This is a genomic window from Sorangium sp. So ce296 (assembly GCF_051529605.1).
Taxonomy (GTDB): Bacteria; Myxococcota_A; Polyangia; order Polyangiales; family Polyangiaceae; genus Sorangium; species Sorangium cellulosum_D.
The window spans coordinates 8,263,507-8,277,434 of sequence record NZ_CP150325.1 but is presented as its reverse complement, the minus strand read 5'-3'; the positions used below and the strand labels follow the sequence as shown (position 1 = coordinate 8,277,434).

The following is a 13,928-nucleotide window of genomic DNA, read 5'->3' as shown; positions in this document are numbered from 1 at the left end:
CGAGCGCTCGTCTACGGCGATTACGGCGATTACGGCGATCTCGAGCGGTGGCTCGATATCCGCGCACGCCTGGTCCAAAGCGACGCCGAGGCTACAGCCCGAACACGCGGACATCGCCGCTGCCGCGCCAGGACCAGCAGGCGATCTCCCCGCTCGCGAGGGCGGCGCAGGTCTCGTCGTAGCCGACGGAGACGTGAACGACCTCCCCGGTATCGACTTCCTGCGGTGTCGCCGTCGAGGAGGCATCCCAGCAGACGAGCCTGCCGCCCTGCCGCACCGCGCAGGTCCGGTTGTACCCGGCGCTCACCTGAATGGCATCGTCGATCCCGAGCACGTGGAGCGGCCCGCGGGCGCCGTCGTCTCCCTGGGTGTCGCCGCCCCAGCAGACCACCCTGCCGGACGCGAGGCGGGCGCAGTCGTGCGTCCACCCGGCCGTGATCTCGACGGCGCCCTCGACACCCTCGACCTTCACGGCCGTCACCGCCTCCTCACCGGTGGTGAGCCATCCCCAGCACGCCACCTCTCCGGTGGCCCGCAGCGCGCAGGTGTGGTCGATGTTCGCCGCGACCTGCACCGCGTCGTCGAGGCCGGTGACCGCGACCGGGGCCTGCGTCTGCCGGACGCCCTCGACGCCGAGCACCGGCGCGGGGGACGGGCCGCCCCAGCAGACGACCTTGCCCAAGCTGCGGACGCCGCAGACGTGGTGATGACCCGAGGACAGCTGAACGACGTCCTTGACGTCCCGCAGCATGAGCGGCTCCGCGCTGGACACGCCGACGGGAACGGCCTGCCCGAGCTGCCCTTCGTGGCTGAAGCCCTGGCAGGAGACGCGCCTGGTTGCGTGGAGGAAGCACATCTGCTCGGCCAGGCCGGACGCAGCGACGATATCGTCGAGGCCCGGCCGCTCGACCGGACCGCCGCTCAGGCGCTCTTCCAGCGTGACGCCGCCCCACCAGCAAAAGACCTTTCCGGAGGCGGCGACGGCGCATTTCGGCGCGCCCGCCGCGATGCGCACGGCGCACTCCGCGGCGACGCAGGAGGGCGCAGACACCGGGTCGGGAGGAGCGCCGCCCGAGCCGGTCGGGGACGCGCCCTCGCCGCCGGCACCGGAGCCGCCGGTGCTCACCACGGCAGGACCGCCGCCGGTGGCGCCAGACGTGTCGTACGGGACGATCTCGACGGAACCGCAGGCGGCCAGAGCGGCGGGGAGCGCGACGGTAGAGAAGAGAGGAGCGACGATGGAGCGGGGCATGGGATCCTCCGTTCGGCGGGCGTCTCCGCCGAACGGAGGAACTATGGAAGCGGGCGGCGGGGGCGCTCCTTAAGGAGACCTTAAAGCGATGCCGGCCCCGGCGTGCCTATCGTGATGAGTCGCTCGGCGCGCCGACCTGCGCGCGGAGCCCGGCGCGCCCCGGCTCGGCCTCCGGGCCGGGGGCGCGCCGACGCCGGCTCACGGAGCGAGCGCCGTCTTGTCGAGGCGACCGAAGTCCCAGACCACGGAGGAGCCAGGACCGTAGTCGACCCTCACCGGCTCGTGCGCGGCGAGCCGGTCGAAGGCGGCGCGCGGGAGCACGAACTGGACGGTGTGGAGATCGCCGTTCGGATGGCGCGCTCGGATGCTCCGCTCGGCGCCGACGGTGAGCACCAGGCCCGTGGCGCGGAGGTCGAAGAACTCGGCGCTGGTGAGCGTGAGCTCGACGGCGTCGGGGCCGCTGACCTTCAGGCTCTTGATGGCGTTGCCGGCCGTGATCCGCCGCGGCGCGAGGGCGGTCGCGCCGGCGGCGCGGGCGATGGACATGGGCGGCGCCGCGCTCGACAGGGCGGGGGCGAGCCGCGCCGCAGCCGCCGGCGCTTCGGTGGTGGCGCGCGTCGCGCGGAGGTTCGCCACGAACACGCTGTTTCCGTTGAGCGGGGTGGTGAAGGTCAGCCGAGCCCCGCGCACCGAATCGAGCGTGGCGCCGGTGAACAAGGACAGCGGGATGCGCGCGGTCGGCAGGGTGCTGCCGCCGCGCGGCGGCGGGCCGAGCTCCAGGTAGTCGCCGATGGCGACGGCGCTCGATCGGCTATCGTCGGCGTTCACGAGCTCCACAAGGAACGACGCCTCGGCCGGGTCGGAGCCCCAGCTGCGGTCGGCGCGGAGATCGAGGGTTTCGTACCCCGTGAGATCGAAGCCCGTGCCGACGGGGGACCAGTTCGATTGGAAGAACGTCGAGCTGCCCTCGACCACGTCGTGGATCCAGGCGCCCGAGTGCGAAGGATCGTGTCCGCTCAGGGAGATGTGCTCCACCGTGATGGTGCCGCCGGTGGTGTTCGGCAGGCCGTAGGAGCTCGTGCCGGTCGGGCCGATGAAGTCCTCGAGCAACAGGCTGTCGGCGGAGTCGCCGCCCGGGTGATAGCCGCGGCGAACGCGGAAGGGGACGTTCGGGAACGGGAAGGCGGGGTCGAACAGGGCGTTCGCGGCCTCGTCGCGGTCCACGCCCACGTTGGCGGTGAAGAAGGAGACGGCCGCGAGGCGCCCCGTCTCGCGCTGCGCCGGCGACCCGTACTCCGTCGGGTCGAAGAGCGCCTCGTGATCGATGCAGCCCGTGATCCCGCCGCCGTTCGCGTCCGCGAGCTGCCACTCGCTGTTGTAGTAATTGTGGTTGGCGCCCCACACATGATAGAAGGACTTGAAGAGGGGCTCCGGCTCGGGGATGCTCATCATGCGATCGAACGGGCGCAACCCGGGCAGGTCGCTCAGGTCCCAGTCGCAGGCCGGCAGGATCACGTTCCAGGCCGTCTGGTCGGCGTTCAGGCGCTGGCCGTTCTGGCCCTGATCGGTCGGGCCGATCTCGAAGATCCCGCGGAAGCTCACCGGGCTCTCGATCAGCGCGGGCCACGGGCTGCCGCTCCGGCGGTATTCGTTGTAGGCGAACCGCACGGCCTCGCCGCCGCGCGAGTGCCCCATCAGCCCGACCTGGTCGAAGTCGATGCGATCGTGCAGATCCACGCCGAGCGCCGTGGGGGTCGGCTCGGCGCCGCTGTCCCAGCGGCTCAGCCGCTCCAGGTGGCGGAGCAGCAGGCGCCCGCGCGGCCCGATGACCAGCTCGTCGGTCGGCGAGCTCGAGGCGGCGTGGATGCCGCGGTTCGTGTTGATGGACACCACGAAGTAGCCGCGCGCGGCGAGGTCCGTGGCGATGTAGTCGTAGCCGCGGTGGTTGGGGACGACGACGTAGTTCGCCGGGCACGTCCCGGTCGCGGCATACTGGTTGTTGTTGTCCACCCGCGGGTTCTGGCCCGTGCCGCAGGTGGGGTGGTTTCCGTGCATGAACACGAGCAGCGGATACTGCCGGCCGGCCTCGAGGCTCGCTGGGCGGTAGAAGGACGCCCAGAGCTCGGTCGCGTAATCAGGGCTGACCATCGCGTCGACCGCGGCCGGGAACTTGTACTCCGCGATCGCCACGCCGTTGCCCATCGGCGGCAGGTCGCTGCTCACCGACAGGATGACCGGCTGGATCCCCGGGCTCGGGATGTTGGCGCAGAAGCCGAGCTGGACGTTGCCCGACGCGGGGATCGCCGCGTTGCTGCCCTGAGGGGTGACCGTGATCTGACCCGTGGTTCCGCTGAACGTGCCGTTCCAGCTCGAGAAGATGGCGCCCGAGCCGACGTCGAGCCCGACGCTCCATGTCCCGGTCGTGGCGCTCGCGTGCTGGTTGCTCACGGTGATGGTCGTGCAGTACCCCTGACCCCACTGCGAGTCGATCACGAGGTTGGCGCTGATCCCGTTCGCGCCCTGCAGCGCGGCCTGGGATGCGCCGATCGGCTCCGTCGAGCCTTCGCCGCATGCCGGCACGAGCGCCAGCGCTGCAGCGGCTACCCACATGTCCCATCTGCTCTGGAGGTTGTGCATAGATCTTACCCAAGTTGATGGCAAAGCGCCCCATCGTCGCGCCCTGGTTCGGCAGGGCGACGACGCGGCTGGCCCTCGGCTCCGCGAGGGAGGCGTCCAGCGAGCGCGGACACAGAAACGACGATGCCCTCGTCACGAGGACACAGGAACGATAAGCCCGCCGAACCGGTCACCCGTGTTGTTAGACGCGAATTTTCGTCTCGTCAATGGGCGCGCTACGTCGTATTCCCGGCATTCGCCATCACGGCCTGCGCGCGCGCCTCTCGAAGTCATCGTGTGAAGTATCGTAAAGAACCATGAAGTTGACTCATGGCTTCCTCACGAGAGCTCCCTGCGCCGCCGGCGACTCTGGTGGATGGTTCGACGGGTCGAGCAGCAGGCTCAGCGGCTGCCGTCCGGCCTTCGCGCGAGCGCCGCGCCGTGGCGCGCGGCGCTGCTCCCATGCGAGGACGCAGAGCGTCAACGTCGACGGAGCGACGTCAGGTTCGCGAAGCTGCTGGTTCGAAACACGCCACACTTTTGGAGCCGCGCGGTGGCGCCGTCGCTGTTGCTGAAAATGTTCAAGCCTCGCGCTGCTTTCTCGCGAAACGGCGCCTCCGCGCGCCGCCGTGCGCCGGTATTCAGGTGTATGTTCCGCGGCATGCGGGCGCGTACCGTGGCCGAGTCTTTCGCACTGCTCACGCTGGCGGCGACCCTTGTCGCGGGTTGCTCTGGATCTTCTGACCCCGGAGGCGACGGCGGAGCGACGGGCTCCGGCGGGCTGCCGAGCGCGAGCGGCTCGACGAGCGGCGGCGCGGGCAGCGGCGGCGGCTCGACCACGGGCGGCACCGGTGGCACGAGCGTCGGCACCGGCGGCGCCAGCGGCGGCACCGGCGGCGCGGGCAGCGGCGTCGGCGTCGGCACCACGGCGGGGGCGGGCGGCGGCGGAGCGGCGGGTAGCGGCGGCGGCGGCGCGGGCGACAGCACCGGCACGGGCGGCACCGCGAACCCGGGCTCGGAGCTCGGCACCGGCGCCATGGAGGGCTCGGGCAGGTCGAGCGAGCGGTACGAGACGGGCCTGGTCTCCCGCGATGGAAGGCCGTACGTGCTCATCACCAACGGCTGGGGCCCCGGGTTCGACAGCCACACCGTCTCGTGGGAGGGCACGTCGTTCACGGTGGAGAGCATGAGCGGCTCTGCTGGCTCGATGGGGCAGCCCGCCTCGTATCCGACCGTCTTTTGCGGCCGCTACTCGGTGAGGGAGGTGCCCGATTGCGGGTTGCCGACGCCGAGCGCCTCTATCACGAGCCTGCGCACCGGCTGGCGCTGGGCCAAGAACGGCAACGAGGGCCAGTACAACGCCGCGTACGACATCTGGATGGGCAACGGCACGCAGCTCCAGGGCTACCTCATGGTGTGGCTGCGCGATCCGACGCGCTTTCAGCCCGCCGGGCAGCCGAACCCGGCGCACCAGGGCGTGACGGTCGCGAACGTCCCCGGCACGTGGAACATCTGGAACGGCATGGTGAACGGCCTGCCGATCACGAACTGGGTGCGCGCCGAGGGCAACGACAGCTACGAGATCGAGTTCGATGTGATGGACTTCGTGCGCGACGCGCAGACGCGCGGGCTCAGCGTGCCCGGCAACCAGGTGAACGCGGTCGCCGTCGGGTTCGAGATCTGGGAGGGGCCGATCACGAACCTGAAGAGCGTCGATTTCTACGTCGACGTGAACTGAGGTGGACTGACGTGGACTGACGTGGACTGAGCGCGCGCTTCGAGCCGCGGGTTGAGGTCGACTTCCATCTCGTCGAAGGTGATCTCATGCGCGTCATCATGCGATGGACGCGACGGCTGGGGAGAGACGGCGCTTCATGCAGCGCTTACGACCTCAGGGATTGAACGTCGCGACGAAGATATCGGAGCCGCCGGCGTGGGGGATGGGGCCGGTCCCGAAGTCGACCGCCGCGCTCGCAGCGCCCGTGAGGGCGATGGTGCCGGCCGGAGAGATCGTGATGCCACGCGCGCTGGCGTCGAAGCCGAGGGTCCAGAGCTCGGCGCCGCTCGGATCGAGCTTGGCGAGCCCGCTTCCGGCGACGACGATGTTACCGGCGGCGTCCAGCGCGAGCGTGTCGCCGAAGGGGATCGAGTCGCTGAACACGTAGGCCCCCGCGGCGTCCAGCTTGAGGAGCACGGGGCCGGCGGGCAGCACGCCGCCGCCGAGATCGACGGTCCCGTCCGTGACGCCGGCCACGAAGACCTCGTCAGCCGCATTGACGGCCACCGACCAGGCCGCCTTCCCCGCGCCGCCAGGGGGAATCGACGGAGCCGGCGCGAACGGGCGGCTCCAGAGCACGGCGCCGGTCGGGTCGAACTTGCTGACCGTGAGATACCCTGCGGCGGACTCCGGCGCGGTCACGGTCAGCGCGTTGCCGGCGCTGTCGATCGCGAGATCGGCGTAGTAGAACGGGTGGCCGTAATCGTCGGGAGGGGGCGTGATCCTGTGGTTCCAGAGGACATCGCCGCCAGGGCTCAGCTTCAGCAGGTAGGCACCGTCCGTCCAAATGTTGACGAAGACCAGGTAGGTGTTGCCGAGCGCATCGACGGCGATCCGCTCGGGAAAGCTGTAGATGTCGATCGAGTCCGACGGGTAGATGGGGGCTTGACTCCAGATGACGTTGCCATCGCGGTCGACCTTGGCCACGAAGGCTGCGGCATTATGGGCCGGAAAGGGGGGGAGGCACTGGTTCAACACCCTGGCGCCGTCCGGCCAGTATGTGCCGGCGAGCAGGAGGTCGCCGTTGCCGTCGACGGCCATGACGAGCGGATGTCCGCTGGGCAGGAGCTCGCTCCAGAGCGGCGCGCCCGATGGATCGAGCTTGAGCAGGAAGTGGCCTCCGAGCGAGTAGGGGCCGCTCAGAGGGCCCGCGCCGAAGTCGACGGTTCCTGTGAAGGTGCCGGCCACATAGTAGTTGCCTGCGTCATCGCTCGCGATGTTCAGGCCCTCGTCGGCGCCGGTGCTGCCGAACCCGCGCGCCCACGACAGCATGGGGCAATGGGGGTCGCCGTCGCAGTTCTCGTCCTCCGGCGTGGAGCAGATGTCCTCGGCAGGCGTCACCTCGCCCACGCAGTCGCCGAAGCCAAGGCCGTTGGGCCGGCAGGTCTGCGTCCCCGCAGCGCAGGGTCCGACGCCCCTGGTCCCGGCAGGGCCGGTGTAGCACGCGATGACCGAGCCCGGCACGCACGTCTCGGACGGGCCGCCACCGCCGCCGTCGCTGCCGCCGCCTTCTCCCTCTCCGCTGTCGCCGCTCGCCGGCGGATTGAATGTGGCAGCATAGATATCCATGCCTTCTGTATACGCGATCGGGCCGGTCCCGAAGTCCACCGGGCCACGTACAACGCCGGTGACGGCGACCGCGCCGTTCGGAGAGAAGGCGATGTCTCCTACGGAGGCCGCGAAGTCGAGCGTCCAGAGCTCGGTGCCGCTCGGGTCGAGCATCGTGAGCCCGCCCCCGCCGAGGAAGATGTTGTCCGCGGGGTCGACCGCCACGTTGCCACTGCGGTGGACGGGCAGGGTGAACACTTCTCCGCCGTCCTGATCCAGCTTGATGAGAGCTCCCTCGGCCAACACGAGGATCTCGCCCGCCGAGTCGACCGCCACCTTGTCACGGTAGCCGTCGCCGGACAACATCCGGGACCAGAGCAAGTCGCCATCCGGAGAGAACTTCGAGACGTACGTATAGAGGAGAGTATAGTTGCCACCGATACCTGCGAGATCCACTGTCACCACGTTGCCGGCGCTGTCGAGCACGAGGTTCCTGTGGAAACTCGGGGCACCCGGAGTTCTACGCCTCCAGAGGACATTGCCCATCGCGTCCACCTTCACCACCGCGGTCGCGTCCTCCAGCTCGATGGCGAGGTACGCGTTGTCGAGAGCATCGATCGCCATCTGCGTCACCGCAAAATCATACGGGGAGTAGAATTTGAATCCGTCGCTCCAGATGTGGTTGCCGTCGGGGTCGAGCTTGGCCATGAATTGCCCAGGACGATGGGACGGATCCGGCAGGGCGCACCCGCCGAAGCCGGGGTCCCTGCCAGTGGCAGACACGCCGCCCGTGTAGTTGCCGGCGATCAGGACGTTGCCGTTTCCGTCCATGGCCAGGGCATCTCCTGTCTCGCGCAAGGGCGTGCCGAAGCGCTTGCTCCAGAGCGGCGCGCCGGAGGGGTCGAGCTTGAGAAGGAAGACGTCACTGTCGCCGGCGCTGGTCAGAGGGCCGGTGCCCAAGTCGACCGTTCCTTCGAAGGAGCCGAGGATGTAGTAATTCCCCATGGCGTCGACGGCGATGGACGATCTGATATACGTGGCCTCGATGCCGAACCCGCGCGCCCAGGCGGCCGGTCGCGGGCAATGGGGGTCGCCGTCGCAGCTCTCGTCCTGCGGCGTGGCGCAGACCTCCGCAGCAGGGGTGATCTCACCCGTGCAGGGCCCGTAGCCGAAGCCGTCAGGACGACAGGTCTGCGTCCCGGCCGTACAGCGCCCGACACCGATGGTCCCCTCGGGGCCGGAGTAGCACGCGACGATGGATCCCGGCACGCATGTCGCGGTGGTAGCGGAGCCGCCGCTCCCGGTCGAGGTGCTCTCGTCGCCGCCGCCGTGGCCTGCGGAGCCGCCGCTCCCCGTGGCAGCGGGGCCGCCGCCTTCTCCTGTGGTCGCGGAGCCGCCGCTCCCCGTGGCAGCGGGGCCGCCGCCTTCTCCTGTAGTTGCGGAGCTGTACCCGCCGCCGCCCGCGGCGCCGCCGCCGCTGCTGCCCGGCGCGCTCGGATCGCATTCGTTCGTGGGGCCGAGGGCCGCGAGGAGCACGGCGGCGGAGGCGCGCCGGTGAAGCCTGGATCTCGAACCGATGGATTCGGAGGCTCTGGCCATGCCACCTCCGATGCTCGCGGCAGACGCCACATTCAACCCGCGAGCGAGAATGACGCGCGTCCGGGGGCTCGAGGGCTGGCAAGCTCCCCCTCGGCGCTGGCTCGCAGCGGCGGCCGCCCACCGTACCCGCGCTCGTCCCGAGCGGGTTCCTCCAGGCGCGTTCGCGGGGGCCGCCCGTGGCGCCCGGCCGGCCCGGCGCGCTGGCTGGGGAGGCTCGACCCCTCGCCATGAAGGCCGATTCCTGCGCAATCGCGCGGCCGCGCTGGTATCAGGGCCGTCATGACGACGATGCGCGCCAAGCGAACGGCCTCGGCCCCTCGTAGAGCCCCCGGCGCGGCCGCTCCAGCGGTCGCTGCTCCGCGTACGGCGCCGGAGCGAGCCCATGTGCTCGACGTCCCGTTCGCGATGCGCGCGGTCGCGTCCGCGAGCGGCGCGCGCTGGGACGCGGCGCACGGCGTGTTCGTCGCTCGCGCAGAGACGCTCCCGCCGGCCCTCGCGCCGTTCCGCGCCGCGCCATACTCGTGGGAGCGACGCATCGAGCGCGAGCTCAACGACGACCCAGCGCCCGCGCCGGCCGCCCCCGCGGGGGCGATCGTCCTCCGCCCGCACCAGCTGGACGGCGTGCGGGCCATCGCCGCCGCGAAGGCCGAGAGGCGCGCCGGGTTCCTCCTCGCCGACGACGTCGGCCTCGGCAAGACGATCACCGCCTGGGCCGCGGTCCTCCGGATGCCGGACGTCGCGACGGTGCTGATCGTTTGCCCGCTCGCCGTCGTCGCGCACTGGCGCCGCACGGTCGAGGCGATGGGCGACGCAGGCAAAGAGATCGTCATCATCAATTATGATCGGCTCGGCAAGCTCTTCGAGGTGACCCCGGAGGCGCGGCGGAGGATCCGATCGAAGAAGGGCCTCGCGCGCGCCGGCAGCGCCGCGGAGTTCGACGTGGTGATCTGGGACGAGAGCCACCGCTGCAAGAACCCGGCGGCGGCGCGCTCCAAGCTCGCGGTGAAGCTCAACGCACGCGCAGGGTTCGTGCTTTGGCTCTCGGCCACCGCGGGGCAGAACCCGCTGGAGCTATCGTATCTCGCGCCGCTCTTGGCGAGCGCGACCGGGAGCCGCTCCGCGGATCTCAAGGACTTCGAGCAGTGGTGCGAAGGCCAGGGGCTCGGGGTCACGCGCGGCGCGTTCGGCAGGTGGGACTGGCGCGGCGATCCGGCGGACTGCGAGAAGGTGCGCGCGCTCCTGTTCGACGGCCGTCCCGCGGTGGGGATGCGGCGTCGCCCGGAGGACGTGGCCGGCTGGCCCGAGATCAACCGCATCCTCACCCCCATCGAGCTCGACGCCTCCGCGCGCGAGCTCTACGCGCGCGCGTGGACCGCGTTCCGCCGGGAGATGGAGCTCGTGCCGAAGGGCGCGAACCCGAGGTCGGCCCTCGCCGCGACGCTGCGCCTGCGGCAGAAGAGCTCGCTCATCCGCGTGGCGGGCACCGTGGAGCTCGTGCGTGAGCTGCTCGACAACGGGCATCAGGTCGCGGTCTCCGTCGCCTTCCTGGAGACGCTCGAGGCCGTGCAGGCCGCGCTGGCCCGCGAGCGCGTCCCGTGCGCGCTGATCCACGGCGCGATGCCGGCCGGCGAGAAGGAGGCCGAGCGCCTCCGCTTCCAGCGCGGCGAGCCGCGCGTCGCGCTCTTCACCGTGGAAGAAGGGATCTCGCTCCACCAGGGAGAGCACAACGAGGTCCCGCGCTCGGAGGTGATCCACGATCTGCGGTGGTCGGCGATCCAGATGGCGCAGATCGAGGGCCGCTGTCACCGCGATGGACGTTTCGCGCAGGTCTACTGGGCCTATGCCGACGGCACCGTCGAAGAGAAGATCGCCGCGATCGTGTGCCGCAGGATCCAGTCGATGAAGGCGATGGTCGGCGACGACGTCGAGACGATGCACGAGATCGAGCGGCTGCTCGCCGGAGCCGATTGAGGCGCGCCCGCATCTGCGAGCAGGCGCGCAGAAATGGACAGAAGAAGTGCCTGAGCTCCTGTTGAGCTAGGGCGCTTGACATCATTGACGAAGGCGCTGGCTGGAGGGGCATGCCAGACATGATCGCGGAACGTCCCCTCGAGCTGACACTTCCGAGCGGGACGCAAGAAAGCATTGTTCCCAGAGTTCAAGCTGACCGCTCCGTGACTCCGGAGCGGTGGAGCGTGTCGCGTGCCCCGGGAGGGAGCGGAGGGGTGTCATGGGAGAGGTCGTCACGTACGAAGGGTACCTGTCTCTCCCTCGGTCCTCACTCCGGGAGGGGGGGCACGATCTGGTAATACGAGTTGGCGCCCCAGCACTGGACCATGCCGTTCGTCCTCAGCGCGCAGGCGTGGTCGGCACCGACGGCGATCTGGGTGAAGCTGCCGGACGGAGCGCTCGCGGTAGCACCATAGATGTGCCCCCAGCAGGTCACCGTGTTGTTCGACCTCAGCCCGCAGGAGAAGTAGTTGCCGACGCCCACCTGGGTGAACGTGCCCGACGGCGGCGTGGCCCGGCCGTACAGATCGATCCCCCAGCACTTGATCGTGCCATCTGCCTTCAGCGCGCAGCTATGCGCGTAGCGCGTGCTGACCTGGGTAAACGAGCCCGTGGTCTGGTCGGCGCTCTGACCGGAATAGTTCTCTCCCCAGCAGTTGATCGTGCCGTCCGCCATCACCGCGCAGGCGTTCAACAACCCCGCGCTGATCTGGGTGACCGTGCCGGAGGGGGTATCGACCGTCTGGCCATGGTCGTGGTAGGGGTCCTGCCAGCAGTGCGCCGTGTGGTCGGTCCTGATCCCGCAGGTGTGGGAGCCGCCCGCGCTGACCTGAAGGAATTGGCCGCTGGGCACGGTGATCGTATCTGATTCAAGCGATCCCTGGCAGGCCACCGTGCCGTCCACCTTCACACCGCACGTGTGGGTCTGGCCGGCGCTGATCTGGGTGAACGTGTGCGGGCTCTCGTCGCTCCGGCCGTCCCAGTTGGCGCCCCAGCATTTCAGCTTCCCGTCGGCCTTCAAGCCGCACGTATGATCCCTGCCCGCGGTGATCTGGGTGAACACGTCGGTGGGCGGCACGGTCCGGTCCGACATTTCCCATCCCCAGCAGTGCAGCCCCATGTGGATATCTACGCCGCACGTATGATCCCTGCCCGCGCTGATCTGAACGAACTTGCCGACCGGCTCCGAGGTCTGGTTGTGCGTGTTGTTCCCCCAGCAACGTACGTTCCCGGAATCGGTGATTGCGCAGCTATGTCCCATCCCTGAGGTGACCTGCCTGAACGTGCCGGTCGGCGTCGAGGACTCCACGTCGTCCGCGCCCCAGCAAACCACTGTACCGTTCGGCCTCACGCCGCAGCTATGGTTGCCCCCGGCGCTGACCTGGATGAACGAGCCGACCTGCTGGGCGGACTGGCCCTCGCTGTTTGCGCCCCAGCAAACCACCAGGCCGCTCGTCCTCAGCGCGCACGAATGGCTGCCGCCCGCGCTGACCTGCGTGAACGTCCCGGTGGGCGGCGCCAATTCTAGAGAGGAGTCGATGCCCCAGCAGGACAGCGTGCCGTCGGTCTTCACCCCGCAGCTATGGTTGCTGCCCACGCTGACCTGCGTGAACGTCCCGGTGGGTGGCGTCGACTTATCGAAGAGGTCGCTGCCCCAGCAGGACACCGTGCCGTCGGTCCTCACGCCGCAGTTGTGACTGTCGCCCGCGCTGATCTGGGTGAACGTCCCGGCGGGCGGCGTCGCTTGTAGAGAGGAGTCGCTGCCCCAGCAGAGCACCTCGCCGTTCGGCCGCAGCACGCAGGAGTGCCAGCCGCCCGACGAGACGATGTTCCGCCCGAAGGTGTCGCTGGGAGGGTTCCTCACCCCGGCATCCACGCCCCAGCAGATCATCGCGCCGTCAGTCCGCGTGGCGCAGTTGTTCCCGTACTGCACGCTGATTTCGGTGAACGTGCCAGTGGGCGGCAACACTGAGACATCGTACACAGAGCTGTTGCCCGAGCACGCGATCTCTCCGTTCGTCTTCAGCCCGCACACGTGGTTATCTCCCACGCCGACCTGGGTGAACGTGCCGGAAGGGGGCGAAAACAACGACGACCCCCAGCAAGCGATCGTGCCGGTCATCGTGACGCCGCAGCCGCGGCCACCGCCGACGCTGATCTGGCTGAACTTCGAGGAGAGCGACAAGGAATTCCCGGTGTACCCTTGCCCCCAGCACACCACATCGCCGTCCGCCTTCAGCCCGCACGAGAAGTGGAGCCCCGCGTCGACCTGGACGAAGGTGACACCAACGGGCGGCGAGGCTTTGTCGAGCGTGTCATCTCCCCAGCACACCGCCGTGCCGTCCACTTTCAGGCCGCAGGTGTGGAAGAGGCCTGCGTCGACCTGCACGAACTCCTCATTGGGCGCATCGAGCTGACCTTCGTTGTTGCGCCCCTTGCAGTATACTGTGCCATACTCGTACAGCGTGCACGTGTGATACCTGTCTACGCTCACCTGATAGACATTCTCGTCAGACCATGTAGACTGGCCCTGAGCATTGCCCCCCCAGCAGGCGAGCGTGGCGTCCGGCTTCACCGCGCAAGCATGGGCATAGCCCACGCTCAAGCGAGGCTTGCGGGCGCGGATGTCGAGCGGCGTGTCGTCCGACACGAGCGCCTGCGGGGCCGCGATGAGCTCGGAGTCGTCCGCGGCGAGCTGCCCGGGATCGTCTCCATGGCACCCGAGCACGGACAGCGCGACCGCCGCGAGCGCCAGCCAGACAGAGGGCCTCCGCGCGGATGCATCGCGCGGGGGCGGGGTGAAGGGATCGCCGTCGCGCGAGCGTACGGCGAAAGAATCGTTATCTGCTTCGAGGGACATGAGGGAAAGCACCTCCAGGCCGGTCCGGAGCGCCAGACCGGCGCGAAGCGACGGACGTAGAGAGAGCGGCCCCGGCGGGCCCGGGTCCGCGGCTGCCCGGCGTCGCGCCGTGGTTCGGACCGGCGCCGGGCGCGCGCCCGTCTTGCCGTTATACAAGCGGCGTGCCAGTCCGCCGCAGGCGCGTCGCCCTCGCCTCCAGGCGCTCCTCCGCGCGCGGCGCCTGCCACGGCCAGGAGCGCGCCGCCCGGGAGGCGCTCCGTCTCGAT

The 13,928-nt window shown here is 69.7% G+C and carries 6 protein-coding genes; 2 read left to right on the top strand and 4 right to left on the bottom strand.

The window, feature by feature from the left end; translation table 11 throughout:
• Positions 1-91: 91 nt before the first annotated feature.
• Both WME98_RS30535 and WME98_RS30530 read right to left on the bottom strand, forming a co-directional pair.
• Positions 92-1,252, bottom strand: coding sequence for an RCC1 domain-containing protein (locus tag WME98_RS30535; RefSeq protein WP_437945238.1), 1,161 nt, complete (start codon positions 1,250-1,252; stop codon positions 92-94).
• Positions 1,253-1,450: 198 nt separating this feature from the next.
• The gene (locus WME98_RS30530) at positions 1,451-3,862 is read right to left on the bottom strand and encodes a cellulose binding domain-containing protein (protein WP_437945237.1); all 2,412 of its coding nucleotides are present in this window, start codon (positions 3,860-3,862) and stop codon (positions 1,451-1,453) included.
• A gap of 667 nt (positions 3,863-4,529) precedes the next feature.
• Between WME98_RS30530 and WME98_RS30525 the strand changes: the two genes are divergently transcribed.
• On the top strand, positions 4,530-5,606 hold the full coding sequence (locus WME98_RS30525; protein ID WP_437945236.1) for a GH12 family glycosyl hydrolase domain-containing protein: 1,077 nt from the start codon (positions 4,530-4,532) through the stop codon (positions 5,604-5,606).
• 153 nt (positions 5,607-5,759) lie between these two features.
• On the opposite strand, the gene WME98_RS30520 is transcribed toward WME98_RS30525, so the two are convergent.
• Positions 5,760-8,792, bottom strand: a complete 3,033-nt coding sequence (locus WME98_RS30520; RefSeq protein WP_437945235.1) for a hypothetical protein — start codon at positions 8,790-8,792, stop codon at positions 5,760-5,762.
• 384 nt (positions 8,793-9,176) lie between these two features.
• Here WME98_RS30520 and WME98_RS30515 point away from each other — a divergent pair, with 384 nt between their 5' ends.
• Positions 9,177-10,763, top strand: coding sequence for an SNF2-related protein (locus WME98_RS30515; protein ID WP_437945234.1), 1,587 nt, complete (start codon positions 9,177-9,179; stop codon positions 10,761-10,763).
• Positions 10,764-11,070: 307 nt separating this feature from the next.
• Here the strand turns inward: WME98_RS30515 and WME98_RS30510 are convergent, their stop codons facing one another.
• The gene (locus tag WME98_RS30510) at positions 11,071-13,662 is read right to left on the bottom strand and encodes an RTX toxin (protein ID WP_437945233.1); all 2,592 of its coding nucleotides are present in this window, start codon (positions 13,660-13,662) and stop codon (positions 11,071-11,073) included.
• Positions 13,663-13,928: the final 266 nt, after the last annotated feature.

Bases quoted from the DNA above. Each gene is read 5' to 3' on its own strand.
- WME98_RS30535 (WP_437945238.1), bottom strand. From the start codon at position 1,252: ATGCCCCGCTCCATCGTCGCTCCTCTCTTCTCTACCGTCGCGCTCCCC.
- WME98_RS30530 (WP_437945237.1), bottom strand. From the start codon at position 3,862: ATGTGGGTAGCCGCTGCAGCGCTGGCGCTCGTGCCGGCATGCGGCGAA.
- WME98_RS30525 (WP_437945236.1), top strand. From the start codon at position 4,530: ATGCGGGCGCGTACCGTGGCCGAGTCTTTCGCACTGCTCACGCTGGCG.
- WME98_RS30520 (WP_437945235.1), bottom strand. From the start codon at position 8,792: ATGGCCAGAGCCTCCGAATCCATCGGTTCGAGATCCAGGCTTCACCGG.
- WME98_RS30510 (WP_437945233.1), bottom strand. From the start codon at position 13,662: ATGTCCCTCGAAGCAGATAACGATTCTTTCGCCGTACGCTCGCGCGAC.